This window comes from Amycolatopsis sp. PS_44_ISF1 (genome assembly GCF_032335455.1).
Lineage (GTDB): Bacteria > Actinomycetota > Actinomycetes > Mycobacteriales > Pseudonocardiaceae > Amycolatopsis.
Genome location: NZ_JANUXO010000002.1, coordinates 430,334 through 455,027, shown reverse-complemented (window position 1 = coordinate 455,027; position 24,694 = coordinate 430,334). Strand labels below are relative to the sequence as shown.

At 73.3% G+C, this 24,694-nt stretch carries 22 protein-coding genes; 10 read left to right on the top strand and 12 right to left on the bottom strand.

Annotated elements, in window-relative coordinates:
• Positions 1-154: 154 nt before the first annotated feature.
• Both NYF13_RS16810 and NYF13_RS16805 read right to left on the bottom strand, forming a co-directional pair.
• Complete coding sequence (locus NYF13_RS16810; RefSeq protein ID WP_315657941.1) at positions 155-739, bottom strand: HAAS signaling domain-containing protein; 585 nt, start codon at positions 737-739, stop codon at positions 155-157.
• Positions 736-1,056, bottom strand: coding sequence for a PadR family transcriptional regulator (locus NYF13_RS16805; RefSeq protein ID WP_315657939.1), 321 nt, complete (start codon positions 1,054-1,056; stop codon positions 736-738). Before NYF13_RS16805 ends, NYF13_RS16810 begins: the two co-directional genes overlap by 4 nt.
• Positions 1,057-1,227: 171 nt before the next feature.
• Here NYF13_RS16805 and NYF13_RS16800 point away from each other — a divergent pair, with 171 nt between their 5' ends.
• Positions 1,228-2,124, top strand: a complete 897-nt coding sequence (locus tag NYF13_RS16800; protein ID WP_315657937.1) for a hypothetical protein — start codon at positions 1,228-1,230, stop codon at positions 2,122-2,124.
• A 9-nt stretch (positions 2,125-2,133) separates the two neighbouring features.
• Here NYF13_RS16800 and NYF13_RS16795 read toward each other — a convergent pair whose 3' ends face one another.
• Both NYF13_RS16795 and NYF13_RS16790 read right to left on the bottom strand, forming a co-directional pair.
• Positions 2,134-2,871, bottom strand: coding sequence for a VIT1/CCC1 transporter family protein (locus NYF13_RS16795; RefSeq protein ID WP_315657935.1), 738 nt, complete (start codon positions 2,869-2,871; stop codon positions 2,134-2,136).
• Positions 2,872-3,024: 153 nt separating this feature from the next.
• Positions 3,025-3,786 (bottom strand): sulfite exporter TauE/SafE family protein, encoded by a 762-nt coding sequence (locus NYF13_RS16790; RefSeq protein WP_315657933.1) that lies wholly within the window; start codon positions 3,784-3,786, stop codon positions 3,025-3,027.
• 92 nt (positions 3,787-3,878) lie between these two features.
• On the opposite strand from NYF13_RS16790, the gene NYF13_RS16785 reads away from it, so the two are divergent.
• The 3 genes from NYF13_RS16785 to NYF13_RS16775 all read left to right on the top strand — a co-directional run bounded on the left by NYF13_RS16785 (position 3,879) and on the right by NYF13_RS16775 (position 6,418).
• Positions 3,879-4,649: a helix-turn-helix transcriptional regulator gene (locus tag NYF13_RS16785; protein ID WP_315657931.1), complete on the top strand. Its 771-nt coding sequence runs from the start codon at positions 3,879-3,881 to the stop codon at positions 4,647-4,649.
• Positions 4,650-4,836: 187 nt separating this feature from the next.
• Positions 4,837-5,580: a DUF4232 domain-containing protein gene (locus NYF13_RS16780; protein WP_315657929.1), complete on the top strand. Its 744-nt coding sequence runs from the start codon at positions 4,837-4,839 to the stop codon at positions 5,578-5,580.
• A gap of 106 nt (positions 5,581-5,686) precedes the next feature.
• Positions 5,687-6,418, top strand: coding sequence for an HAD hydrolase-like protein (locus NYF13_RS16775; RefSeq protein WP_315657928.1), 732 nt, complete (start codon positions 5,687-5,689; stop codon positions 6,416-6,418).
• A gap of 110 nt (positions 6,419-6,528) precedes the next feature.
• On the opposite strand, the gene NYF13_RS16770 is transcribed toward NYF13_RS16775, so the two are convergent.
• Complete coding sequence (locus tag NYF13_RS16770; protein ID WP_315657927.1) at positions 6,529-7,353, bottom strand: alpha/beta hydrolase; 825 nt, start codon at positions 7,351-7,353, stop codon at positions 6,529-6,531.
• 128 nt (positions 7,354-7,481) lie between these two features.
• Here NYF13_RS16770 and NYF13_RS16765 point away from each other — a divergent pair, with 128 nt between their 5' ends.
• Positions 7,482-7,826 (top strand): helix-turn-helix domain-containing protein, encoded by a 345-nt coding sequence (locus NYF13_RS16765; protein WP_315660338.1) that lies wholly within the window; start codon positions 7,482-7,484, stop codon positions 7,824-7,826.
• Positions 7,827-7,922: 96 nt separating this feature from the next.
• Here the strand turns inward: NYF13_RS16765 and NYF13_RS16760 are convergent, their stop codons facing one another.
• Entirely contained in the window at positions 7,923-8,858 is a 936-nt protein-coding gene (locus tag NYF13_RS16760; RefSeq protein ID WP_315657926.1) for a LysR family transcriptional regulator, read from the bottom strand.
• 92 nt (positions 8,859-8,950) lie between these two features.
• On the opposite strand from NYF13_RS16760, the gene NYF13_RS16755 reads away from it, so the two are divergent.
• Positions 8,951-9,928: a M64 family metallopeptidase gene (locus NYF13_RS16755; protein ID WP_315657924.1), complete on the top strand. Its 978-nt coding sequence runs from the start codon at positions 8,951-8,953 to the stop codon at positions 9,926-9,928.
• A 102-nt stretch (positions 9,929-10,030) separates the two neighbouring features.
• Here NYF13_RS16755 and NYF13_RS16750 read toward each other — a convergent pair whose 3' ends face one another.
• Positions 10,031-10,915 carry a type 1 glutamine amidotransferase domain-containing protein gene (locus NYF13_RS16750; protein ID WP_315657922.1) on the bottom strand — a complete coding sequence of 295 codons (885 nt, stop codon included), beginning with the start codon at positions 10,913-10,915 and terminating at the stop codon, positions 10,031-10,033.
• Positions 10,916-11,187: 272 nt separating this feature from the next.
• On the opposite strand from NYF13_RS16750, the gene NYF13_RS16745 reads away from it, so the two are divergent.
• Positions 11,188-12,366: a hypothetical protein gene (locus NYF13_RS16745; protein WP_315657920.1), complete on the top strand. Its 1,179-nt coding sequence runs from the start codon at positions 11,188-11,190 to the stop codon at positions 12,364-12,366.
• 61 nt (positions 12,367-12,427) lie between these two features.
• On the opposite strand, the gene NYF13_RS16740 is transcribed toward NYF13_RS16745, so the two are convergent.
• Positions 12,428-14,701 (bottom strand): M4 family metallopeptidase, encoded by a 2,274-nt coding sequence (locus NYF13_RS16740; protein WP_315657918.1) that lies wholly within the window; start codon positions 14,699-14,701, stop codon positions 12,428-12,430.
• 545 nt (positions 14,702-15,246) lie between these two features.
• Between NYF13_RS16740 and ggt the strand changes: the two genes are divergently transcribed.
• Entirely contained in the window at positions 15,247-17,046 is a 1,800-nt protein-coding gene (gene ggt / locus NYF13_RS16735) for a gamma-glutamyltransferase (RefSeq protein ID WP_315657916.1), read from the top strand.
• Between the two features lie 389 nt (positions 17,047-17,435).
• Positions 17,436-18,473, top strand: coding sequence for an NADPH:quinone reductase (locus NYF13_RS16730; protein WP_315657914.1), 1,038 nt, complete (start codon positions 17,436-17,438; stop codon positions 18,471-18,473).
• A gap of 58 nt (positions 18,474-18,531) precedes the next feature.
• Here NYF13_RS16730 and NYF13_RS16725 read toward each other — a convergent pair whose 3' ends face one another.
• Positions 18,532-20,385, bottom strand: coding sequence for a hypothetical protein (locus NYF13_RS16725; RefSeq protein WP_315657912.1), 1,854 nt, complete (start codon positions 20,383-20,385; stop codon positions 18,532-18,534).
• A 249-nt stretch (positions 20,386-20,634) separates the two neighbouring features.
• On the opposite strand from NYF13_RS16725, the gene NYF13_RS16720 reads away from it, so the two are divergent.
• Entirely contained in the window at positions 20,635-21,069 is a 435-nt protein-coding gene (locus NYF13_RS16720) for a nitroreductase family deazaflavin-dependent oxidoreductase (RefSeq protein WP_315657910.1), read from the top strand.
• A 58-nt stretch (positions 21,070-21,127) separates the two neighbouring features.
• Here NYF13_RS16720 and NYF13_RS16715 read toward each other — a convergent pair whose 3' ends face one another.
• From NYF13_RS16715 to NYF13_RS16705, 3 genes are all read right to left on the bottom strand, one after another.
• Entirely contained in the window at positions 21,128-21,436 is a 309-nt protein-coding gene (locus NYF13_RS16715; RefSeq protein ID WP_315657908.1) for a hypothetical protein, read from the bottom strand.
• 347 nt (positions 21,437-21,783) lie between these two features.
• Positions 21,784-23,049, bottom strand: coding sequence for a cyclopropane-fatty-acyl-phospholipid synthase family protein (locus NYF13_RS16710; protein WP_315657907.1), 1,266 nt, complete (start codon positions 23,047-23,049; stop codon positions 21,784-21,786).
• A 30-nt stretch (positions 23,050-23,079) separates the two neighbouring features.
• Positions 23,080-24,477, bottom strand: a complete 1,398-nt coding sequence (locus tag NYF13_RS16705) for an FAD-binding oxidoreductase (protein WP_315657906.1) — start codon at positions 24,475-24,477, stop codon at positions 23,080-23,082.
• Positions 24,478-24,694 lie beyond the last annotated feature (217 nt).

Sequence of the window (24,694 nt, the reverse complement as noted above, 5' to 3'; positions counted from 1 at the left end):
GTGAACCCCACGGTCACGGGCCCGGCGGCCGGACGCCGTCGCGGGCCCGCCTGCCGGACCCGCTCAAGCCCGCCGCCGGGCACCGGACACTGTCGCCAGCCCGGCGGCCGAACCGCTCAAGCCCGACGCCGGACACCGTCGCCAGCCGAACCGCTCAAGCCCGCCGCTGGGCCGCCGCGCGCATCAGCACCGCGAAGCCCGCGATCAGCCCGGCCAGGACGACCAGCCCGCCGATCAGCAGCACGGCCGGGCCCAGTCCCGCGTGGGCGACGAGCAGCAGCACCACGCCGACCACGATCGCGGCGGGCCAGATCAGGGTGCCCGCCCACTTCTCCCGGGTGCTCCAGCGCGGGCCGTTCCACAGCATCACCACGCCGGCGACCCAGCCCAGCACCGGGACCACGAACCCGCCGAGCAGCAGCACCAGTCCGGTGGCCACGTCGTAGGCCAGCTCGCCGCCGCCCGGGTGCGCGGTCCCGCCTTCGGCGGCCGCCGCGGCGGCGATCTCCTCGGGGGTGCCCAGTTCGTCGAGGACCTGGCGGGCCCGGGCCTCGTCGGCGTCCGGGCCGATCAGCTCGCTCAGGTGCGCGGTGATGTCGTCGATCAGCTCGGCCCGCCGCCCGGCGGGCAGCCCGGCGGCGGCCCGGCGCAGCCGGTCCAGGTATTCGGTGCTCAGTGCCTCGGCGGCGGACAACGGCTCGCTCCTGAACTGGCTCGTGGTGGTCGGTTCGGTACTCATGGGGCTCCCTTCTCCAGCAGCAGGTCGACCGCGTCGCGGAACTGCGCCCATTCCCCGCGGAAGGACTCCAGCGCCCGGCGCCCGGCCGGGGTCAGCCGGTAGTACCGCCGCGGCGGCCCCGACGGGGACTCCTTCCACGTCGTGACCACCAGCTCGTCCTCCCGCAGCCGGGACAGCAGCGGGTAGATGGTCCCCGCGCCGGCCGCCAGCGCCTGACTGTCGGTCAGCGCGCCGACCAGCTCCACCGCGTAGCGCTCCCGCTCGTCGAGCAGCGCGAGAACGCAGAACGCGATGGTGCCGCGCCGCAGCTCGGTCATCGGCTTCCTGCTCGCGCCAGCTACCATGCCACACATAGTACCTGGCGTCGCCCACCCGGGTCCACCGGTGGGCGATCTGTCCCGTTGTGTCAATGACAGCCGGAAAATCACCTCCTACCCTCATTTCCGGTCCGGATCGATGCCCCGTCCCCGAGGAAATCCGAGGCGATCATGCGCAGAGTCCTGTCCCTGGTGTGCGCCCTGGCGCTCGCCACCACCGTCCCCGCCACGGCCACCGCCGGACCGGCCGCGGCCGATCCGGCGGCCACCTGGCAGGAGCACTGGTTCGAGCACGACCAGCTCCTGAAGCGCGTGGCGTTCAACGACACCGTGGCGCTCTACTTCGACGACGACGTGGACCCCAGTGCGCAGAACTGGCTGATGCCCTACCTGACCGGACTGTGGAAGTACGCCCAGGGCACGTACGGCAACTCCGGCAACAGGATGACCGCCGACCGGCTGTACTCGATCCACCACGAGGGCAAGTACTCCGGCGGGCACCCCTCCACCGTCTACGACGCCTCCCACGACCACCGCAACGTCAGCGACGTCGGCGGCAGCAACTGGACGAGCCCGCAGTACGAGGTCGCCACGCACGAGACCGGGCACATCGTGGAGAGCATCGCCTCGGGCAAGCACGGCTCCCCCGCGTTCGGCCTCTGGGGCGACAGCAAGTGGATGGAGTTCTACATCTACGACGCCTACACCGCGCTCGGCCTGACCGCCCAGGCCCGGGACTTCTACGACCGGATGATGGCCGACAGCCACGTGGACGGCTTCCCGCGGGCGAACACGCACTGGTTCCGCGACTGGTTCTACCCGCTGTGGCGCGACCACGGGCACGCCCAGGTGATGGTCCGGTTCTTCGGCCTGCTGGGCCGGTACTTCCCGAACAACGGCACCGACTTCACCCGCGACCTGAACTGGGGTGAGTTCGTGCACTTCATGAGCGGCGCGGCCGGGGTCGACCTCAAACCGCTGGCCACCGCGGCGTTCGGCTGGCCCGCGGACCGGGAGGCCCAGTTCACCCGGGCCCGCGCCGACTTCCCGGGCATCACCTACCGCTGAGGGCGCCGGTCAGCCGACCGGCGTGCCGATCAGCTGGCCGATCCCGTAGGTCACCGCCACGGCCAGCGCGCCCAGCACGAGCTGGCGCAGGCCCGAACGCGGCAGCGGCCGTCCGGTGAGCCGTCCGACCACCATGCCGCCGGCCAGCAGCGCCAGCGCGGTGAGCACCAGCGAAACCACGAGGGTGCGGGCGCCGAACAGGTACGGCAGCAGCGGCAGGAGCGCGCCCAGGGAGAACGCGGCGAACGACGCCCCGCCGGCCAGCAGGGCGGACGGGAGGTCCTGCGGGTCGACGCCCAGCTCCTCGCGGGTGTGCAGCCGCAGCGCCTGGTCGGGGTCGCGCGAGACGGCTTCGGCCATGCGCTCGGCGGTCTCGGCGTCGGCGCCGTAGGAGGCGAACCGGCCGACCAGCTCCTCGTGCTCCTGCTGCGGGTAGCGGGCGTGCATCTCCGCCTCCAGCGCGACTTCGGCCTGCACCAGCTCGTTCTGGTTGGTCACCGAGACGTATTCGCCCGCGCCCATGGAGAACGCGCCGGCCACCAGCCCGGCCAGTCCGGTCAGCACGATCGTGTGCGGCGCCACGCCCCCGCCACCGACCCCCGCGATCAGGGCCGCGTTGGTGACCAGCCCGTCGACCGCGCCGAACACCGTGGGGCGCAGCCAGCCGCCCGAGACGTCGCGGTGCCGGTGGGTCCAGCCGGCCGGGCGGGCGCGCTCGGCGCCGGCCGGGTCCTGTTCTGCGTTCACGCGCGTCATTCTCGCCCGGGCCCGCCGATCACGCCGCCCGGGTGACGCGCTACCGCGCCCCGCCGCGGACGCTGGTCGGCGGGCACGAGTCTCAGGTGGAGTGCAGCGTGGACGGGACGGTGTGAATGGGCCGCCGAGCCGCTGCCGCGCTGGTCAGGCCAGCACCGCGACCAGCGCCACCACCAGGAGCCCGAGGTAGGCCACCACGTGCACCCGGTCGGGCAGTCGCCCGGCGAACCGCCGGACGAGCGCGATGGTCGGCAGCGAGCCGGCCAGCAGGGCCAGCGCCGCCGCCGGGTCCACATAACCGGCCGGGCCCGGGCCGGCGCTCGCGTACACCGCGGTCGCGACCAGGGCGACGGGCAGGCTGAGCGGGTTGGCCAGCGCGACCGCCGCCGTCATCGGCAGGCCCTTGCGGCGCAGCAGCGGCACCGTCATCACGCTGCCGCCGACGCCGAGGAAGCTCGCCACCGCACCGATGCCGACCCCGCCGGCGGTCACCGTCACCCGGCCCAGCGGACCGAGTTGCTCCGGCGGACGCAGGAATCCCCGGCGCAGCAGGCTGTCCAGGACGGTCACGGCGAGGTACGCGGCGAACAGCGCGCGCAGCAAGCCGTCCGGCGCCCGGGTCGCGGCGAACGCGCCCAGCACCGCGCCGAGCCCGACGAACCCGGTCAGCGGCCACAGATACTCCCGCCGCACCCGGCCCGACCGCAGCCCGGCGAAGGTCGCGCCGGCCGAGTTGACCGCCATCACCACCGCGGAGGTGGCCACCGCCACGTGCAGCGGGTCCGCGCCGCCGGCGACCGCGGCGATCACCGGCACGGTGACGAACCCCCCGCCGAACCCGAACAGGACCGTGGTGACGCCGCTGAGGCAGCCGAAGGCGAACAGGATGAGCAGGGATTCGGGCACCCGTCGAACTTAAGTGTCCGGGCCGCGGCGCGCATTCGAAAGGACGTCAGGTTCTTTCGCGGAACGGACAGGACCGGTCTAGGCTCGGACGGGTGCGCAACGTCCCGCTCGCCGAGGTCGACGGGCTCGACCGGGCCGTGCTGGCGATCAGCACCGACTACCCGCCCGGTCACCTGCTGCCCCGCCACCGGCACCGCCGTGCCCAGTTCCTCTACGGCGCCACCGGGTCCATGCGGGTCGAGACCGCGGACGGGACCTGGACCGTGCCCACCCGGCGCGCGGTGCTCATCCCGCCGGGCACCGACCACTCCGTGCTGATGACGGACGTCAGCACGTGCAGCCTCTACCTCGAACCGTCCGCCGTGCCGTGGTTCCCGCGCCGTTGCCGGGCCGTGGAGGTCGCCCCGCTGCTGCGGGAGCTGCTGCTGGCCGCGGTCGAGATCGAGCCCGAGTACGCCCGTCACGGACGCGACGCGGCCCTGAACGCGTTGCTGCTGCACGAGGTCTCGCGGTGCCTGCCGCTGCCGCTGGAGCTGCCGCTACCCCGGGACGAACGGCTGCGGGCCCTCTGCGAGTCCTTCGCGAAATCGCCGGACGTGCACGACGCGCCCGCACGCTGGGCCGCCCGGCTGCACCTGAGCGAGCGGACGCTGAACCGGCTGTTCCGTGCGGAAACCGGGCTGAGCTTCCTCCAGTGGCGCCGGCGGGCCTGCGTGCTGCACGCGCTGCCGCTGCTGGCCGCGGACCGCCCGGTGGCCGAGGTCGCGGCGGGCCTGGGGTACGGGAGCCCGGCCGCGTTCTCCACCATGTTCACCCAGCTGCTGGGGGCGCCGCCGAAGGACTACCGCGACCCGCCGCGCTGAGGCCGGCGAGGCGAACCCGGCCGCGTACGTCACCGGCGGGCCGACGTCCGGCGGGCGCGGGGGTTGCCCGGGTGCGGGTGATCTCACGGTGGTGCATCCCCGGCGGCGGCCTGGGCACCTCTGATACGGGGACGGCAGCGGCGCCGGTCCGAAAAGGACGGTCCGCGCGCCATCGGAGGGAGAGGTCATGGTCGGGGCTCGGGTGGAGCGGATGGCGATCGGCACCGCGGCGGTGGCGGGGGCGTTCGCCCTCACGGCCTGTGGTTCCGCAGGGAGCGGTCCGGTCGTCGCGCCGGTGGTCACCAGCGCGGCGCCCACGGCCGTGGCGAACGCCGCCCTGAACGGCTCGACCAGCTCGACCGCCCCGGCCGGTTCGGTCGCCGCGGCGGTTCCCGTCGCCACGAAGGCCCTCCCCGCCACCGCCGGGAACGCGCCCGCGGGGAACGCGCCCTCCGGCCGGGTCCCGGCCGGAACCACCCCGCGCTGCACCACCGCCGATCTCTCGGCCTCGCTCGGCCCCCCGCTGCCCCGCGAGAACGCACCGGGCCAGGCCGACGTGCCGCTGAGCTTCACCAACACCTCATCCGGCCCGTGCGAGCTGCACGGCGTCCCGGGCGTCGACCTGGTCGGCCCGGCCGATCCGAACGGCACCACCTACCACCTGCCCCGCGTCGGCAACGGCGGGCCGGTGAACGTGCTCGCCCCGGGCCGGTCCGCGACCGCGACGGTCACCGTGCTGGCCCAGACCCCGGGCGCGATCGGCAGCTCCGGCTCCACGAACTGGACGCCGGCCCGGCTGGTGACCATCCCGCCCGGCCAGACCCAGCCGCTCACCGTGGCCTGGCCCCCGTCCCTGACCGTGCTGCGCCAGGACGCCGCCACCCACCCGGGCAGCTTCGTCAACGGCATCTTCGCCGAGCCGCCCGCCTGACCTGGCGGCGAAGGCACCTCCGGATCGGCAGAGCACTCAGGCCGTCTCGGCCGAGGCGCCGTAGGGTGAGCCGAATCTTCGGACGAACGGAACCGGGAGGGGCGGCATGGGGAGCAGCGACGGGCCGGATGACGAGGCGGGTGTGCGCCGCACGGTGCTGTTCGACCTGGACGGCACCCTCGCCGATTCGGCCGCACTGATCACCGAGCACCTCGCCCTGGCGATCACGAAGATCGGCGGGCCGCGGCCGGCCCCCGAGGTCCTGCGGACGCTGGTCGGGCCGCCGCTCGACACCGGTCTGCTCGCGATCGGGCTGTCCGCCGATCAGACCCGGGCCGCGAGGCTCGCCTACGACGCCACCTACAACCCCATCGCGCCCACGCACACGCCGGTCTACCCGGGTATCCGCGAGCTGCTGGCCCGGCTGCGCGACGCCGGGATGCAGCTCGCGGTGGCGACGTCGAAGCCGGAGCCCCTGGCGGTGCGGGTGGCCGCGGGTCTGGGTTTCTCGGAGTTCCTGACCGTCGTCGGCGGCGCCGACGAGGCGAACGGCCGCGGCACCAAGGCCGACGTCGTCGCCTCCGTGCTCGAACGGCTGGGCCTCGACCCGGCGCACGCCCCGGTGGTGATGGTCGGCGACCGCCACCACGACGTCGACGGGGCCGCCGCCCACGGCGTGCCGGCCATCGGCGTCGGCTGGGGCTACGCCCGGCCCGGCGAACTCACCGGCGCCGTGGCCGTCGTCCCGGACGTGGCGGCGCTGGAGACCGTGCTGCTGGGCCCGTGGGCGTGGGCGGGAAACCGCGAAGCATCCGACCGGCGGGGACCCGGGCACTGACCACACGCTCCACAAAGGACGGACACCGCCCGGCCCCGGACGCGCGAAGACCGGCCGGGGGTTCACCGCGATCGGACACCGGGCGCTCCCGGCGCGGCCGGGGCCGGCGATCAGGCGAAGAAGTCCCTGAGCAGCGGGAGCAGCACGTCCGGCCGGTCGAGCGGGACGAGGTGGCCGCAGTCCGGGATGACGTGGCCGGTGAGGTCGTCGGCGATCGGCCGCAACTGCCGTTCGAGGCGGTCGCCCACCGGGTGCGCGCCGATGGCCATGGCCGGCACCACCAGCCGCGCGGCCCCGGTGGCGGCGAGGATCTGCCGCCCGGTTTCCGGGAACGCGCGGTAGTGCTCGAACGCGCCGCGCAGAGCGCCGGATCCGGTGTAGGCGTCGAGGAACCCGGCCCGGACCTCCGGCGGGACCCCATCGGCCCGGGTGCCCGCGTCGAGGAACCAGCCGACGTACTCGGCCTCGTGCCCGGCCAGGACGGTCTCGGCCAGACCGGGTACGGCGTGGAAGCCGAACCACCACGGCGCGGCGAAGCCCTCCGCACCGGGCAGCGGGCCCAGCACGGCCTCCATCAGCGCCAGCCGGCGCACCCGCTCGGGACGGCGCAGGGCCAGCAGGAACGCGGGCGCGGCCCCGAGGTCGATCCCGGCGACCGCGGCGGACGGCTCGCCCAGCGCGTCGAGCAGGGCCTCGGCGTCCGTCGCGAGGGTGCCCGCGTCGTAGCCCCGCCCGGGACGGCTGGTCTCGCCGAGCCCGCGCAGGTCGGGGGCGATCACCCGGTGGTCGCGGGCGAGCGCGGGGACGATGTGCGCCCACAGCCGCCAGGTGTGCGGGAACCCGTGCAGCAGCAGGACGGCCGGACCCTGCCCGGCGATCGCCACGTTCACCTCGAGCCCGTTCGCCGGGATCCGGTGCAGCGTGATCGTGGACATGACCCCTCCTTTGGTGGTTACCTTTGGTTACCTGGTGAAGATAGGTAATTCCAGGACGCCCGCCAAGAAGGCACCGCGAAGAAAGGTGGTAACCCGCAGGTGACCCCCTCCCCCGCCGCCGGGGCGACCTGTTCGACCCGGCCTGCCCCACCCGCCGCCTGCTCGATCGCATCGGCACGAAGTGGTTCTCCATGGCGGTCAAGGTGCTCGCCGAAGCCGAGCCGGACGAGGTCGGCTTCGCCGAGCTGCGGCGACGGATCCCCGGCATATCCCAGAAGATGCTGGCCTCGACGTTGCAGGGCATGGCCGCCGACGGGCTGCTCACCCGCCGCGTCGAAGCGGCGAACCCGCCGCGCGTGCACTACCGCCTCACCCCGCTCGGGCGGTCGCTGGACGCCCCGCTCGCCGCCGTCCGCGCCTGGGCCGAGGAGCACATGGCCGAGATCGACGAGGCCGGGGCCGCCGCGGGATGAACGCGCGCGGAGGCCATCCCCCGGCGACGGGCCGCCCCGGGAACGGCGGCGGTCAGGGCTTTCCGGCGAGTGCGGTGTGGTGCGGGGCCGACGGCGCTACGCCCGGGAGCTAAGCCACTTCCGGTGCGCCGGGCTGCTGTCGGTGTCGAACCGGTACGCGGCTTCGGCCGCCTCGATCAGCGGGCCCGGCTCGGCCCCGAAGAAGCCGCCGACCCGCCAGGCGATGAGGTAGCGCATCCACAGTGGATCGCCGACCAGCGGCCGGATCGCGATCTCCGGCGTCGCGGGAAAGGTGATCTGGCACGGGGAGATCGCCTGCCCGCCGGCGGTCAGCCGTTGCAGGGCCCGCAGTTCGGTGCTGCGGTGGGCGACCCGCGGCCGGAACCCGGCCCGCGCGCAGGCCTCTTCGAAGCACTCCGGCCAGCCCGCGCCGTCGGAGGGGCCGAGCACCCACCGCTCGCCTTCCAGCCGCGCCAGGTCGATCTCCGGGCCGGCCGCGGCCGGGTGGCCCGCGGCGAGCGCGACGAACACCGGCTGCACCCCCAGCGGGTGCAGTTCCACCCCCGGCGACGCCGGCAGCTCGTGGCCCGGGTAGTCGACCACCACGGCGGCGTCGAGCTGCCCCGCCACCAGCCGTTCGAGCAGCCGCACGGGCGAGAACTCGGTGCTGACCGAGACCGACGGGCCGCGGTCGAGGCGCCCGGCCAGCTCGACCACCAGCGAGGAGCCGACACCGCCGAGCGAGACCGGCCGCTCGGCCCCGTCCACCAGCCACCGCGAAGCGTCCCGGTGCATGACCTCCGCGGCCGCCAGCACCGCTCGCGCGCGCGAAAGCACGCACTCGCCGAACTCGGTCGGCACCACCCCGCCGGCGCTGCGGGTGAACAGCCGCCCGCCGAAGACGCGCTCGATCCGCTGCACCGAAGCGGTCAACGCCGGCTGGCTGCTGCCGATACCGGCCGCGGCCCGGGAAATGCTGCCGACGTCGGCCACCGCGCACAGGAGCCGCAGATGCCGGAGCTCGACGTCCATAACCCCGAGGTTATGGCCACTTGGGATGTGTCGGAAGCCGTCGAAAGTCGGGATCGTGAACGGGCTTCCCTTCCTCCCCGCAAGGAGTACCCATGCGACGAGCCTGCCTCGTGGCCGCGCTCAGCGGAGCGCTCGCCCTCGGATCCGCCCCCGCCGCGCCGGTGGTCGCGGCCGCCGGCTTCACCACATCGATGGAGGTCTTCGAACCCGGCGGCACCATCCACCGGGCGATGGTCACCCGGCCCGCCGGCGACCGGGCCGCCGCCCGGATCGCCCGCCCGGCCCAGGTCATCCCGATCGAGACGAACGGCCCCAGCGACACCACGTTCGACCTCGTGGTGGTCGGCGACGGCTACACCGCCGGCGAGATGTCCACCTTCTCCGGCCACGTCCGCGCCGCCGTCGACGCGTTGTTCTCGGTCGAGCCCTACAAGAGCTACCGCAAGCAGTTCAACATCTGGCAGGTCGACGTCGTGTCCCCGCAGTCGGGCATCACCAACGACCCGACCCAGGGCGTGCAGCGCAACACCGCGCTGGGCTCGTACTTCTGGTGCGGCGGCATCGAACGGCTGCTGTGCACCGACGAGACCAAGGCCAACCAGTACGCCGCCGCCGCACCCGACGTGGACCAGGTCCTCGTACTGGCCAACAGCACCAAGTACGGCGGCGCCGGCGGCGGGGTCGCGACGGCCTCGGGCGGCAACGGCCAGTCGACCCAGATCGTCGAGCACGAGCTGGGCCACTCCATCGGCGGGCTGGCCGACGAGTACGACTACGGCGACTGCGACCCGGCCGAGCCGACCAAGCCGAACGCCAGCGCGCTGACCGCGGACCGGATGCGCGCCCGGCAGGCCAAGTGGTACCGCTACCTCGGCCGGCCCTCCCCGGACGGCGGCACCGTCGGCGCGTACCAGGGTTCCCGCTACTGCCGGACCGGGATGTACCGGCCCAGCCAGAACTCGATCATGCGCACCCTCGGGCAGCCGTTCAACCCGCCGAGCACCGATGCGATGATCGCCGGGTTCTACCGCGAGGCCCCGAACCGGGCGCCGCACCGCCAGGTGGGCTGACGGCCCCCGGGAACGGGCCGGCCACCACCGGCCCGTTCCCGGCTCACCGGCGCAACAGCCGTCCCGGGCCCGGTCTCGGCGATCCGCACCGCGGCTCCTGGGTCAGCGGAGCCGGCCGGCGAACCTCGCGGCGAAGGTGTGGGCGTCCCCGGGCCAGCGGGCCGAGACGTAGCTGCCGTCCTCGACCACGAAGGCCGCGCTGTCGTCGCCGAGGCGGTCGCGGGACCGGCCGCTGGTCTTGCGGGCGGAGTCCGGCGGGGCGTCGAGGAAGTCCGAAGGGGCCGCGAGCGCCCGGGTGACCTCCTGCTGCACGGACAGGTACCCCTCGGGCTGCCCCGGCTGCTCCGGGTAGGTGCGGTAGTAGTCCGGGTCCCAGAACCGGCTGCGGCGCGCGATCCGCCACGCGGTGCGCTCCAGCGACCAGGTCAGCGCCGTCGTCCGGCGCCCGTGCAGCACGGAGCGGCCGGTCGCCGGGTCGATGCTGCGCGCGGCCAGCAGGACGCCGTGGCAGATCGCCCCCACCGGCAGGTCCCGCCGGAACGCCCCGACGATGAGTCCCTGCAGCACCGGGCTCTCCAGGTACTCGCGCATCCCCCGGGCCCGGTGCCCGCCCGGCAGGACCAGTCCGTCCACGTGGTCGAGGACGATCTCGTTCCACGCCAGCGGTTTCCGCCACGCGGGATCGGCCAGCATCGCTTCGTGGGCCGCGCGCCCCGCCCCGTCCGCCCGCAGCACCCGGCCGAGCGCGACGACCCGCCGCAGCCCCGGCACCCGGCCCCACGGGTCGAGCCCCCGGCCGGTCACCATCAGCTCGTCGCAGGCGGCCGGCGCTCCCGTGGGCGTGGCGAAGGACACCGTGTGCCCGGCCTCGGCCAGCACCCGCCAGGACACCGCGACCTCCGAAGGGTCCGAGTCCCGGGCCGGCACCGGGATCAGCACTGCCGCCATCACGTCCTCCTCGCGCTCCCCGCCGAGGATGCCAGCCACCGGCCACCGCCCGCCCCTCGGGGCGTCCGGCCACTGTGGACGGAGGGCCGCGCGACCCCCCGTGGTCCACGACCGGTCCGGCCGGACCCGGCCGCGGCGCCCCGCCACCCCGGCGAGCGGGCCGGGCGGGCCCGCCACGCCGAGGCCGGGCCCGGACCGGACCGGTCCGCGACCACCGCGCACCGGCCGCGGCCGGTGCGAAGCCACCGTCCGTGCCACCCGGGCCGGGCCCGCCCGGTACCTTCGGGGGTCCGGACCACGAGGAAGACACCTTGACCACACTTGCCGAACCCGCCGTCCCCGCCCGCGCGGAAACCCGCTGGTACCAGCGCCCGCACCTGCACGCGGTGCTCCTGTACCTGTTCGTGCGCGGGTTCAGCGTCGCCCTGCTCGCGCTGTTCGCCGCGAAGACCGGCCAGCCGCTGCTGGGCCGGCTCACGGCGTGGGACGGGCAGTTCTACCTGGACATCGCCGACTACGGCTACTTCGGCACCACGCGCGGCCTGTACGACGCGGCGGGCAACTACGCGCCGTTCACCCCGCTCGCGTTCTTCCCCGCGTACCCGACGCTGCTGCGGATCTTCACGCCGGTGATGCTGGGCAGCACCGCGCTGGCCGGGCTCCTGGTGAGCACGGTCTCCGGGTGCCTGGCCGCCGCCGCGATCTTCCGGCTGGCCCGGCGGGTGGACGGCGGGGTGCGGACCGGGCTGCTGCTGGTGGCGCTGTGGGCCGGCGCGCCGCTGGCCATCACCCAGTCCATGGTCTTCACCGAGGCGCTGTTCACCGCGTTCGCCGCCTGGGCGCTGGTCGGGGTGATCGAGCGCCGCTGGCTGCTGGCCGCCGCGTGCTGCCTGGGCGCGGGACTGACCCGGTCGACCGCGGCGGTGCTCATCGCCGTGGTCGGCGTCGCCGCGCTGATCGCCTTCTTCCGCGCCCGTGAGCGCTGGACGAGCCTGGTCTGCGTGGCGCTGTGCCCGCTCGGGCTGCTCGGCTGGTGGATCGCGGTCGCGCTCTGGACCGGCAACCCGACCGGCTGGTTCGACCTCGAGTGGGACAACTGGCGGACCCGCTTCGACGGCGGCACCGAGGCGGTGCGGTTCACCTGGGAAAACCTGGTCGCGGGCCCCTCGGTGATGGGAACGCTCACCGTGCTGATCATGCTGGGCGCGGCCGTGCTCGCGGTCCTGCTGGTCAAGACGCTGCGCCCGCTCTCGCAGTGGTGGCCGCTCGCCGCGTACGGCGCCGGGGTGGTGCTCCTGGTCGTGGGCACCGCGGGCCTGCCGACGGCGAAACCGCGGTTCCTGATCCCCGGTTTCATCCTGCTGTTCCCGATCGCCCGCGGGCTCGCCGCCCGCCGCCCGGGCACCGCCGTCGCCGCGGCCGCCGCCTTCGTGCTCCTGGGCGGCTGGATCAGCGCCTACTCGCTCACCGGCTGGCGGTACGTGATCTGAAGCGCGAAGCGGGTGGGGCGACCGGGAATCCGGCCGCCCCACCCGGGTGCTCACGATCGGGTCAGCTCAGGGTCACCGCCAGGTCGTCCAGGACGAAGGAGGTCTGCAGGGAGGCGTCCTCCACGCCGGTGAACTTCAGCGCGAGGGTCTGGCCGGCGTAGGAGGAGACGTCGACGGTCTTGGTGGCGTAGCCACTGTTGCTGTCGGCGTTCGAGTACGTGGCCAGGGTGCCCGAGCCGCCGGCGACGGTCAGCTTGTCATAGGCCGTGGAGCCGGTCTCCGCGGTGTCGACGTGCAGGGAGAAGGTCAGGCTGGCGTGGCAGCCGGCCGGGATGCTCACCGACTGGGCCAGGGTGTCGGTGTGCGACTGGCCGTACCCGTCGAGCCAGGCGTTCCAGGTGCCGCCGTGAGCGGGCTGCTGGCTGCCGTTCTGCGCGATCACGCCGGTCGAGGCCGTCCAGCCGGTGGTCCCGGACTCGAAGCCCGGGTTGGCCAGCTTCTGCCCGGAGCAGCCGCCGGTGGCTCCGACGGTCCAGGTGAAGGTGGCGGAGCCGCTGTGGCTGGCGCTGTCGGTCGCGGTCACCGTGACGTTCGAGGTCGCCGCCGTGGTCGGGGTGCCCGAGATGGTGCCGGTGGAGGCGTTGATCGACAGGCCGGCGGGCAGGCCGCTCGCGGTCCAGCGGTAGGGCGCGGTGCCGCCGCTGGCCGAGAGGGGCAGGTTGACCGCGGTGCCGACGGCCGTGGACTGGTTGCCCGGGCTGGACACCGTGACCGTGCCGGTGGCGGTGCACGTCGGGTCGCCCGACTGGGCCGGCACGCTGATCGCGTCCCAGGCCGCCTTCACGGTGTTGAACTGGGTGCAGCTGCCCGGGTACAGGCTCTTGGCCGCGCTCAGCGTCCAGGTGCGGTACTTCAGGTACGAGCTGCCCGAGGTCTTCAGCAGCATCGCGTTGTAGAAGATCTTGACCGCGTCCTTCACCCCGAGACCGGTGATCGTGGTGTTGTTGCAGGTGGTGCTGGTCGGCTGGCCGTTGGTCGGGTTGGTTCCCTCGGCCAGCAGGTAGAACCAGTGGTTGCCCGGGCCGGCCGAGGCGTGCACCTCGCCGTTCGGGACGGAGCTGTCGTAGCAGTTCTTGTCCCCCAGGGCGGAGGGGTTGTACATGTTGCGGATCGGGCCGTTGCCGACCAGGTTGATCTGCTCGCCGACCAGGAAGTCCGGCACGTCGTAGGGCGAGGGCTCGTTGGCGAACCACTCGGTCGAAGCGCCGAAGACGTCGGCGACGAACTCCTGCGTGCCGTTGCCCGAGATGCCGCCCGGGGTGTGGTCGTCCACGCCGTGGCCGTGCTCGTGGGCGACGACGTCGATCGAGCCGATCCACTGGTTGGCCGTGTTGTGCCCGATCTGGACCTGGGTGCCGTCGTAGTAGGCGTTCTCGTCGTTCAGCCCGACGCGGATCGGCCAGCCGCCGCCGTTGCCGTCGAAGCTGTTGCGGCCCAGCCACTGGGACAGCATCTTGTTCTCGGTCTGCGCGGCGAACAGCGCGTCGACGCAGCCGGTCTCACGGTTGGTCGCGTTGCCGTTGCCCCAGTGGTCGTCCGGGCCGCTGAAGGTGGTGTTGTTCGCGGCGTCCTGGCAGCTGACGTTGGTCAGCGTGGGGTCCTTCAGGCTGTAGGTGCTGCCCGAGTGCGTGGTGTTGAGGGGCACCGGGTTCGGCCCGTTCCACGCGCTGGTGCCGTCGCCGTGCAGGACGTGCTCCTGGGTGTGCAGGACCTGCCCGGTGGCGGCGTCGACGACCACGTCGAGCCGGCTCGGGCCTTCGGCGTCGCGGCCGACGACGGTGCTCTGCCACGCGAGCCGGGGCGTGCCCAGCGCGTAGGCGACGAGCTGCGCGGCGCCGACACTGTCCACTGTGGGCAGTTGACGGCGGGCGGTGCCCTCGGCCTGAGCCGCGGTCACGGCCGGGGTGGTGCTCGGCAGGTTGATGGTGGTGTCCTGCGCGACCGAGGTGCCCAGCACCTGGCCGGTGGAGTCGGTGGCGACCACGAAGTCCCCGCCGACCACGGGCAGGCCGCGGTAGGTGCGGTCGTACGGGACGTACTTGAGCCCGTTGGTGGAGGAGATCACGGCGTGCTGGACGAACGCGTCGTCCGCGCCGGCGTGCAGGGCGGCGGGCCGGGAGGCCACCAGCCCCGCGGCGGCGCCGAGGGCCATCGCGTCGGCGGTCTGCGCGGTGGCCGGGACGGCCGGCTGCGCCTGGGCGAGCGGGGTGACGGCCAGCGCGGCCGCCAGTGCCCCGGTGGAACCGAGAACGGTCAGGCGTCTCAGTCTTTTCATCGATGAGCTCCTCCGGGCAGGACGGACACGACCCGGGATGGCCGGGCCGTGCACGGTCGGGGTGGGAAGACCTGTCGGGATGTGCGACTCGCTGTGTGAAACTCTCGTGAAGTGGAGCGAGGAACGGGACTCAGGATCCGGCCCGGACACCACGGAAACAACCGACTAAGGTACTGATCTCATCAGCGGATGGCGATAAGTAACATATCGGACACATACTGCGGGTTCCGCTCGGCGAAAACCGTTGGGGCGGCTGAAGATCCGGCTCGCGGCATTACTCCGAACGGCGGCGGGAACCGGCGCGCGTGGATAGTCCACAAGGGAATTCGCCGGGTTCGGCCCGGAGCCCGGCCGGCCACCGGGAGCCCCCCGCGGCCGAGCCGTCCGGCCGCCGGCCGCTCCCTCATCCGGCTCAAGCCCATTTCGCTCGGGCCACCGTGGTGCTAGACAGAACTGATCCTGGCTGGCTCCGGCCCGCCGGTTCCGCGAGTCGCCCGAGGTACGGACCAGCCCGGCCGTCCGCCTCGGGCCGGGAAGGGATGCCCATGCCTGCCAGCAGGAACTTCAGAGCCGCGATGTCGATCGGGCTGGCCGCCGGCCTCGCCCTGGTCTGCACTCCGGCCCCCGGCTCGGCGCAGCCGCGGCCCGCCACGCAGCCGGTGGCCGAGGGCACCGGTGGCGCCGTCGTGTCCGATACGGCCGAATCCACCCAGGCCGGAATCGACGTGCTGCGCCGGGGCGGGACCGCCGCGGACGCCGCCGTCGCGGTGGCGGCCACGCTCGGGGTGACCGACCCGTACGTCGCCGGGCTCGGCGGCGGTGGCTACTTCGTCTACTACGACGCCCGCACCGGGAAGGTCTCCACCATCGACGGCCGCGAGACCACCCCCGCGGCCGACGGTGCGGAGATGTTCCTCGACCCGGCCACCGGCCGGCCCTACCCGTTCGAGACGGCGGTGGAAAGCGGCCGTTCGGTCGGTGTGCCCGGTACGCTCGCGACCTGGGAGCGCGCGCTGCGGCGGTGGGGCCGGTTCAGCCTGGCCGACAACCTGCGCCCGGCCGAACGGGTGGCCGACCGCGGGTTCGTGGTCACCCCGGCCTTCGCCCAGCAGACCCAGCAGAACGCGGCGAAGCTCGGGCACTTCAGCTCCAGCGCGGCCCTGTTCCTGCCCGGCGGCCGGGTTCCGGCGGCCGGGCAGGTGCTGCGCAACCCGGACCTGGCCGCCACCTACCGGCAGATCGCCCGCCAGGGCACCGGCGCGTTCTACGGCGGCGCGGTCGGCCGGGACGTGGTGCACACCGTGCAGCACCCGCCGCTGGCCCAGGGCGCCCCGATCCCGCGGATCACCGGGCCGATGCAGCTGTCCGACCTGCGCGCCTACCGGGCACTCGACGGGACGCCGACGCACCTGGACTACCGCGGTTACGACGTGTACGGCATGGCGCCGTCCTCCAGCGGCGGCATCACCGTCGGTGAATCGCTCAACATCCTCGGCACCTTCGACCTCGCGCGGATGGACCGGGTCCAGGCCCTGCACCACTACCTCGAGGCCAGCCGGCTCGCCTTCGCCGACCGCAACCGCTACATCGGCGACGCACGCTACGTGAACGTGCCGCAGCAGCAACTGCTGTCGAAGTCCTTCGCGGCGACGCGGGCCTGTCAGATCGACCCGGCGAAGGCGGGCAAGAGCCCGGTCGCGCCCGGCGACCCGTACTCGCCCGGCGGTGGCTGCAAGACGGTGCCCGCGGCTTCGTCGGACAGCAACGAGCAGCACACCAACCACTTCGTGGTCTCCGACCGCTGGGGCAACGTCGTCTCCTACACGAACACGATCGAGCAGTCGGCCGGCAGCGGCATCACCGTGCCGGGCCGCGGGTTCCTGCTCAACAACGAGCTGACCGACTTCAACTTCGCCCCGACGCAGGGCAGCGCCCCCGACCCGAACCTGCCCGAGGGGGGCAAGCGGCCGCGTTCGAGCATGTCGCCCACGATCGTGCTGAAGGACGGCAAGCCCTTCCTCGCCGTCGGCTCGCCGGGCGGGGCGACCATCATCACCACGGTGCTGCAGGTGCTGGTGAACCGGCTGGACCTGGGCATGACGCTGCCGCAGGCGATCGCCGCCCCGCGCGCCTCCCAGCGCAACGCCGCCACGAGCGACGCCGAACCGGCGTTCCTCGCCCAGCCCACCACCGCGGGACTGAAGGCCCTCGGCCAGAGCTTCACCGACGTCGGCCCCATCGGCGTCGCGGCCGGGCTGGAATTCCTGCCCCACGGCCGAATCCTGGCCGCGGGCGAACCCGTCCGCCGCGGCGGCACGGCGGCGGCGGTGGTGTCCCGGCGCTGAAGCCGGCCGCGCTCACGCACCGCCGGACCGGCGGCCGGACTCACGCGCACCGCCGAACGGCGGTTCCGGCCACGCTCGGCCACCCCCGCCGAGCCGCAGCCAGCTCCGCCACGCTCAGGGCCCGCCCGCGTGCCTCACCAGCCGCGGGCGGACCCTCTCCCGAGCGGCCGGGATTCGGATAGTCGATTTAGGACTGTCTCTATAGGACTATCCACGGAGGACACACCGAGCCCGGTACCGGCACCACGGGCCCTTCCGCCGCCCAGGCCCCCGGCCGCGGCGCCGGAGACCCGGTTGCGCGCCCGCGAACACCGGTCCGGTCCACCCCCGCCCCGGAGCCCGGCCCCCGCCCGGGAATAACCCGGCCACCCCGCGGGATTGCACTCCCCATGAGAGCAGTCACCTACCGCAGCACCGGCGGTCCCGAGGTCCTCACGCTGTCCGGCCGCGAAGCCGCCGAGCCCGGGGCGGGCGAGGTCCGGGTCCGGGTCGTGGTGTCCGCGGTCAACCCGACCGACGTCAAGCAGCGCCGGGGTTCCGGGCTGGTCACCGCGGACGGGACCGGGCCGACCGTGCCCCACCAGGACGGGGCGGGGGTCGTCGACGCGGTCGGGCCCGGGGTCACCGGGCTGGCGGCGGGCGACCGGGTCTGGCTGATCCTGGCCGCCGCGCACGGGCCCGCGTCCGGGAGCGCGCAGGAGTACACCGTGCTGCCCGCCGAACGGGTCTTCCCGCTGCCCGAGGGCGCCGGTTTCGACGAGGGGGCGGGCTTCGGCATCCCCGGCCTCACCGCGCACCGCGCCCTGACCGTGGCCGAAGGCGGGCCGGAGCGGCTCACGCCCGGCGCGCTCGACGGGGTCACCGTGCTGGTCGCCGGCGGGGCCGGGGCGGTCGGGAACTCGGCCGTGCAGCTCGCGCGCTGGGCGGGCGCGACCGTGATCAGCACGGTCAGCACCGAGGCGAAGGCCGAGCTGGCCCGCGCGGCCGGCGCCCACCACGTCCTGCGCTACACCGAGCCCGGCCTCGAAGACGCCATCAAGCGCCTCGCACCCGGCGGGGTCGACCTGATCGTCGAGGTCGCGGCCGGGGTCAACGCCGAGCTGGACTCGAAGGTCCTCCGGCCGCTGGGCACCATCGCGGTCTACGGCGACGACGGCGGCGACGGGACCGTGCGCCTTTCCTTCCCCGCCAACGCCTGGGCCAACACGCGCTACCAGTTCGTGATCCTCTACACCCTCGGCACCGAACGCCTCCGCCTCGGCGCCGAAGCGGTCTCGGCCGCCATCGCCGACGGCGCGCTCGTCCTCGGCGAAAAGGCCGGCGTGCCGGTCCACCGCTTCCCGCTGGAGGAGACCGCGCGGGCCCACGCCGCGGCCGAGCAGGGCGCGGTCGGGAAGGTCCTGATCGACGTCACCCCCGCGGGCTGAGCCCCGGGTGGCCGGTACGAGGGGGACCGGCCACCCGGTCCCCCTCGTACCGCTTAGCTCACGGGTAGCTGGTGACGTCCACCGGCTTCGTGCCCTCCGGCGTGACGTCACCGGTGTCGTTGACCACGTGGGTGATCGTGCCCCGGTGGTTGAGCGAGACCGTGAGCAGGCTGTGCAGCTTCACCCCGGCGTTGTCCGGCACCTCGAACGCGTGGTGGCTGGAGACCGCGGGGTTGGTGTCGAAGAAGCAGTAGCTGCCCAGCCCCCAGGCTTCGTGCGAAGTCACGTTCGCCCCCACCTTGTACGCCGCGTACCCGTTCACCCCGGGCGCGGAGTTCCAGGAAGCCTGGTCCGGCACGTCGTAGGGCATCTCGTTCTGGAAGAAGATGGTCTTGCCGCCCTGGCCGTTCCAGACCACCTGGAACTTCTGGTAGTGCTCGACGAACAGCCCGGTCGCTTCGACATCGTCGCCGTTGACCAGCACCCCGGTGTCGGCGGTGTTGGTGGTCCAGCCGACGGTGCCCGGATTGCCGTGGTCGGCGCGCCAGGCCCAGACGTGGTCGATGACGGTGTCGTCGCTGTTGACGACCAGGCTGGTGGTGGCCTTGCCGGCGATCTGCCCGCCGACCCGGAAGAACACGTCCTGCAGCGTCGTCGGGTCCGCCGCGTGGCTGGCGGACGAGCCCTGGTCGCCGACGGTCAGCAGCGCGGTCGAGTTCGTGGTCCCGGCGTCGAACAGCAGTCCCTTGACCCGGACGCCGTCGACGTCGGCCACGTGCATCGCGTCCACGCCGTGGTCCGGGACCAGGGTCGGGTAGCCGATCCCGAGCACCACGGTGCCGGGCCGGGTGATGTCCAGCGTGTGGTCGAGGTGGTAGGTGCCCGGGGTGAAGAACAGGTTGCAGCCCGAGGCCAGCGCGCTGTTGATCGTGTCCGCGGTGTCGCCCGCCTTCACCACGTGGAACCGGGTCATCGGCACCGAATCCCCGGGGGTGGCGCCGCCGGCCCAGCTCGGGCCGGACGCGTGGGTGCGCAGCGCGGGGCGGAACACCTGGTAGTCGCCGTTGCCGTCGACGTAGAGGTAGGGCACGTCGCGCGAGACCGGGGTGGAGTCAAGCGTGGTCTCCGGCGGGTTGGGGAAGGTGTTCGCCGGGGCGCCGGTGGTCCCGGAGAAGACCATGTTCCACACCCCTCCGTCCCAGCTGCCCAGCGTCGAGTCCCGCGTGTACCACTGCTGCTGCGAGATCGACGCGGCCTGACCGGACACCCGGGTGTCGGCCACGTAGCCGCCGCTGGCGTAGCCGTAACTGGCCGGGAAGAGCTGGAGCCCGCCCTTGACGTCCATCCGGCGGAACGGCGCGGCCTGCGAGACCGCCCACCGGTCGTCGCCGCTGGACGGGGTGACCGCCATGTTCTCGGCCGAGCGCCAGAAGTTCTGCAGCGCGGAGCCCTGGTCGGAGGCGTTGAAGGCGTCCACGGTGATGTCGCCGTTGATCTGCACGTCGTCCGGGTTCCGGCCCAGCCCCGCGACCGAGGTGTAGAAGCCCACGTTGTCGTGCACGTCGTAGGCGCCCGGCTTGAACAGGTGCGCCACGCGGCCGTCGGAGAACTGGGCGGACTGCGTGTCCTTCTGCGCTTCGAAGTCCCGGTCGAGCTGGGCCTGGATGGTCGCGGCGGGCATACCCGGGTCGAACACGTGCACGTTCGGGCCGAAGTCCGGCTGCGCGGGCTGACCGGAGCAGTCCGCCTGCGTGGCGTCCGCCCCCGGGAAGCCGCCGGCCTCGGCGACCGGGACGCCCAGTCCCGTCGTGACCAGCAGGGCCGACACGGTCAGGGCCGACGCGGCGACGGGGCCGCGCCGGTCTCGCACCACGCGCCGGCCTCGTAGTAGCTGTCCGAAAGTCCGGTCCACGCCGTGACACCTCCGCCGTTGGGGATTCACCGACCCGATATTTGTTGCAAGCGACAACAAAGTAACCGCCGCGTCCGGGCTCGAACGTCACGATGGAGTAACGGTTGTCTGGACCATGGATCGGCGAGGGCCGGTCCGGCGCCCAGGAGGGCCCGGCCGCGGTCACTCCCGATCGCGAAGCCGCCCGAGGGTCCCTCGTCCGGTCGACCCGGTGGAATAGTCACCTTCCGCATCGGGTTGACTTCGGGCATGGCCGATGAGAAAGCCGAATTCAGCCCGACGAGCTGGGTTCAGGACCAAACCAAGACCATCCTCGAGAACGGCACCACCGAGGGCCTGGACGTCGCCGGGTCGCCGATCGTGCTGCTGACGCTGCGCGGCGCCAAGTCCGGCAAGCTGCGCTACACGCCGGTGATGCGCGTGGAGCACGAGGGCAGCTACGCCGTGGTCGCCTCCAAGGGCGGCGCGGACGAGCACCCGGTCTGGTACCACAACATCAAGGCGCACCCCGAGTTCCCGCTGCAGGACGGGACCGTGACCAAGGACTACGCGGCCCGCGAAGTCGAGGGTGACGAGCGCGCCGCCTGGTGGGAGCGCGCGGTCGCGGCCTACCCCCCGTATGCCGACTACCAGGAGAAGACCGACCGCCTGATCCCGGTCTTCGTGCTCGAGCCCAAGGGCTGACCCTCGATCCGAACCCGCGCCGCGCCCGTCTCCCCGCCCCCGGGGCGGCGGGTGCGGCTCAGGACGAGCCGAACCAGTCGCGGTACCGGCCCACCGGCCGCGGCGCCTGCCGCGGGATGCGTTTGGGCAGCTCGGACCGCGGGATCACCAGCGTGTCCTGGTCGATCCACCGCGGGAAGCACTTGGGGCAGCGCTCGCCGCCGGGGCCGCCCGCGTCGAGCGTGCAGACGGCGCCGCACTCGGCGATGCCGAACACCTTGCCTTCGACCCGAAGCTGGTTCGCGCCGCCGTAGACCTCGTGCAGCACCCCGCAGTGCAGGACCGCGCGCCACACCGCGCTTTCGACCCGCTGTCCCGTTCTCCCCAATTTCCCTGCCCGTGCTCAACGGCGCGACCCGGCGGCGGCGTAGTGCTGGAGAATCGACGCGCCCGCGCGCAACGGCTGTGGTCCCCGACCTTCGGTGAACGGCGGCTCAAATCCCCGGGAAATCCCGGTTTCCCGGGACCGGCCGGCGGCGGTCTTCGTTCACCCGTATCCCCCTCGACGCGTCGGCACCGCCCCAGAATCACCCATCGGGCCAGACCGTGGGTACCTCCTAATGGGGCCCTCTTCCCGAGCCGGCCCGGTTGTCCCCGGGAAGGCGAACCGCACCCGGCCGAACCGTGCGCCGGCCCCGTTCGCGCGCGAGCGAACGGGCCGTACGGCGGGCGGGCTCAGACGCCCCAGTCCGGGCGCAGCGGCACGTGGGCCTGCCCGCCCGGCTCGACCTTCACGCCGAGGACCTGGTGCAGCTCGATCTCCCGGCGTTCGAAGGCGAGCCGGCAGGCGGCCATGTACAGGGCCCAGACCCGGCTGCGGCCCGCGCCCGCCTCGGCCACGGCCTCGTCCCAGTGCTCGTCCAGGTTGGCGCACCAGCCGGCCAGCGTGGCGGCGTAGTGCTCCCGCAGGTTCTCCGAGTGCCGGACCTCCAGGCCGCTGTCGTGCATCGCCGTGACGATCTCGCCCACGGCCTCCAGCTCGCCGTCGGGGAAGACGTAGCGGTCGATGAACCCGCGCGAGCGGTGCGCGACGCTCGTGTCCGGGTTCGTGATGCAGTGGTTGAGCAGCCGCCCGCCCGGCTTCAGCCGCTCGGCCAGGAACCCGAAGTAGGAGCCCAGGTTGCGCGCCCCGATGTGCTCGGTCAGCCCGATCGAGGAGATCGCGTCGAAACCGGTCTCGGTGATGTCGCGGTAATCGCTGTGGCGGATCTCGGCCCGGTCCGCGAGACCCTTGGCCTCCACGTCGGCCTGCGCCCAGCTCGCCTGCTCGCGCGACAACGTGACGCCGAGCACGGTGGCGCCGTAGTGCTCGGCCGCGTGCTCGGCCATGCCGCCCCAGCCGCAGCCCACGTCGAGCAGCCGCATGCCCGGCTTCAGCGCGAGCTTGCGGCAGACCAGGTCGAACTTGTTCGCCTGCGCCTCCTCCAGCGAGGCCTCCGCCTTCGGGAACACCGCGCAGGTGTAGGCCATCGACGGGCCGAGCACCAGCTCGTAGAACCGGTTGGACACGTCGTAGTGGTTGGCGATCGCGCTGCTGTCGCGGGCCTTGGAGTGCCGCAGCCCCCGCACCGTGCGGCGCAGCCGGCTCGGCAGCTCCTCGGCCGGCGGCGGCACGCGGCGCAGGTGCGTCGAGCCGAGCCTGCGCAGCAGCCAGACGCGGTCGGCCGTGGTGAGCTGGTCGACCTGCGCGGCCAGCGCGTGCAGCGCCGTGTACAGATCGCCCTTGACCTCCAGCGTGCCCGCCACGAAGGCGCGGGCGAGGCCGAGGTCCCCCGGCGAGGACATCAGGTACGTCAGCGCCAGCGGCGAGCGGACCTCGATCGCCACCGGGGCGTCCTCGGGGCCGCTGCGGCTGCCGTCGTAGGCCGTGATCGACACCTCGGTGCTCGGGCCGAGCAGCCGGGTGAAGACCTCGCCGACCGGGGTAAGGACCTTGTTCATGTGCTTGTCTCCCTGTTCAGGCCGGTGGGCTCAGCGCTGCCGGACGCACTTCTCGTGCAGGTCCAGCAGGCGGCCGTCCGGGTCGTAGGCGCTCTTGAGCTTCCGGTAGGCGTCGCCGTTGTAGAGCCGCCAGAACTCACCGGCCTCGTAGAAGCTGTCGGAGTACAGCGACTTCCGGCCGCCGAGGGCGGTCACCTCGCCCTCGATCATCCGGTTGTGCGCGTCGCCGGCCTCGCCCGGCTCCAGCGGCACCGAGGACCAGAAGCCGAAGTTGACGTACAGCGCGTCCGGGTTCATCTCGTACAACGGCCAGCTCACGCCGCCCGGGCGCCCCTTGAGCGGGCACACCCAGACCGGGCTGATCGGGATCTCGCGCTGGAAGAACTCCAGGAACTCCGCGGCCCGCTCCAGCGGCACCTCGATGTCCTGGACCACCGTCTCCTCCGGCGGCAGCCCGCGCAGCTTCAGCAGCCGCGCCGCGAACCGGAACCTCCGGTCCAGCGCGACCAGCTTCCAGTACACCGAGGAGCGCAGCAGCCGGCGGCCGAGCAGCAGCCGCGGCAGCCGGCTCTGGATGCCGAACGCGCGGGAGCACCAGAACCAGTCGGTGTCCCAGCGCCACAGGTAGTCGCGCACGGTGAGGTGGTCGGTGCCGCGGCGCTGGATGGAGCGGTAGTAGATGCCGAGCCAGGTGTAGTCGCTGGTCGCGGGCACGGAGTCGGTGAAGGTGCCCAGCGTCAGGTACAGCTCGTCCGGGCCGAACACGGTGCCGTCCACGAAGTCGGCGGCCTCCCCCTCGTGCGCCCTGGTCCGGCAGACCTCGCCGAGGGCGGTGAAGTAGCTGTCGCGGTCGTGGAAGCGGAGGTGGCGCAGCTTGACGTAGGGCCGCACCGGCTCCAGCTCGATCTTCAGCCGCAGCGCGTAGCCGAGGGTGCCGTAGGAGTTGGCGAAACCGTGGAACAGCTCGCGGTGCTCGTTGTCCGGCCGGGCCACGACCACCCGGCCGTCGCCGGTGAGCAGCTCCATCTCCAGCACCGACTCGTGCGGCATGCCGTTGCGGAACGAGGAGGACTCGATGCCGAGCCCGGTCACCGCGCCGCCCAGGGTGATGGTCTTGAGCTGCGGCACGACCAGCGGCATCAGTCCGTGGGCCAGGGTCGCGTCCACCAGCTGCTCGTAGGTGACCATGCCCTCGACCTCGGCGGTGCGGGCCTGCGGGTCGACGCGCAGCACGTGGGTGAAGCCGGACACGTCCAGCCCCGGGGTCCGGTTCGCCGCCCGGGACCGGAACAGGTTGGAGGTCCGCTTGGCCAGCCGGACCGTGCCGTGCCGCGGGATGGCCGCCAGCTGCTTCAGCAGCTCCGCGACGCGCAGCTCGTGGGCCGGGAACTCCGGGCGCCCGGTCCGGGTGGTGGGGTCACTCGTCATGCTTGATCGCCATCACCCCATCGTGCCCCACGGGCGGCGCGGGCGCAGCTACGGCTCCGCCTCGGGAGCCGGGTTCCCACCACCGGGGTCACTGTGCGGAGCCGGGTCGCTGCAGCGCGGTGAGCCGGCCCTCCCGGCGACCGGAAGGGATCGGCTGTGCGCCTCGGCCGCGGCCGGGTCGCCGGCCCGGGGCCCGGGGCCGGGTTGTCCATTGTGG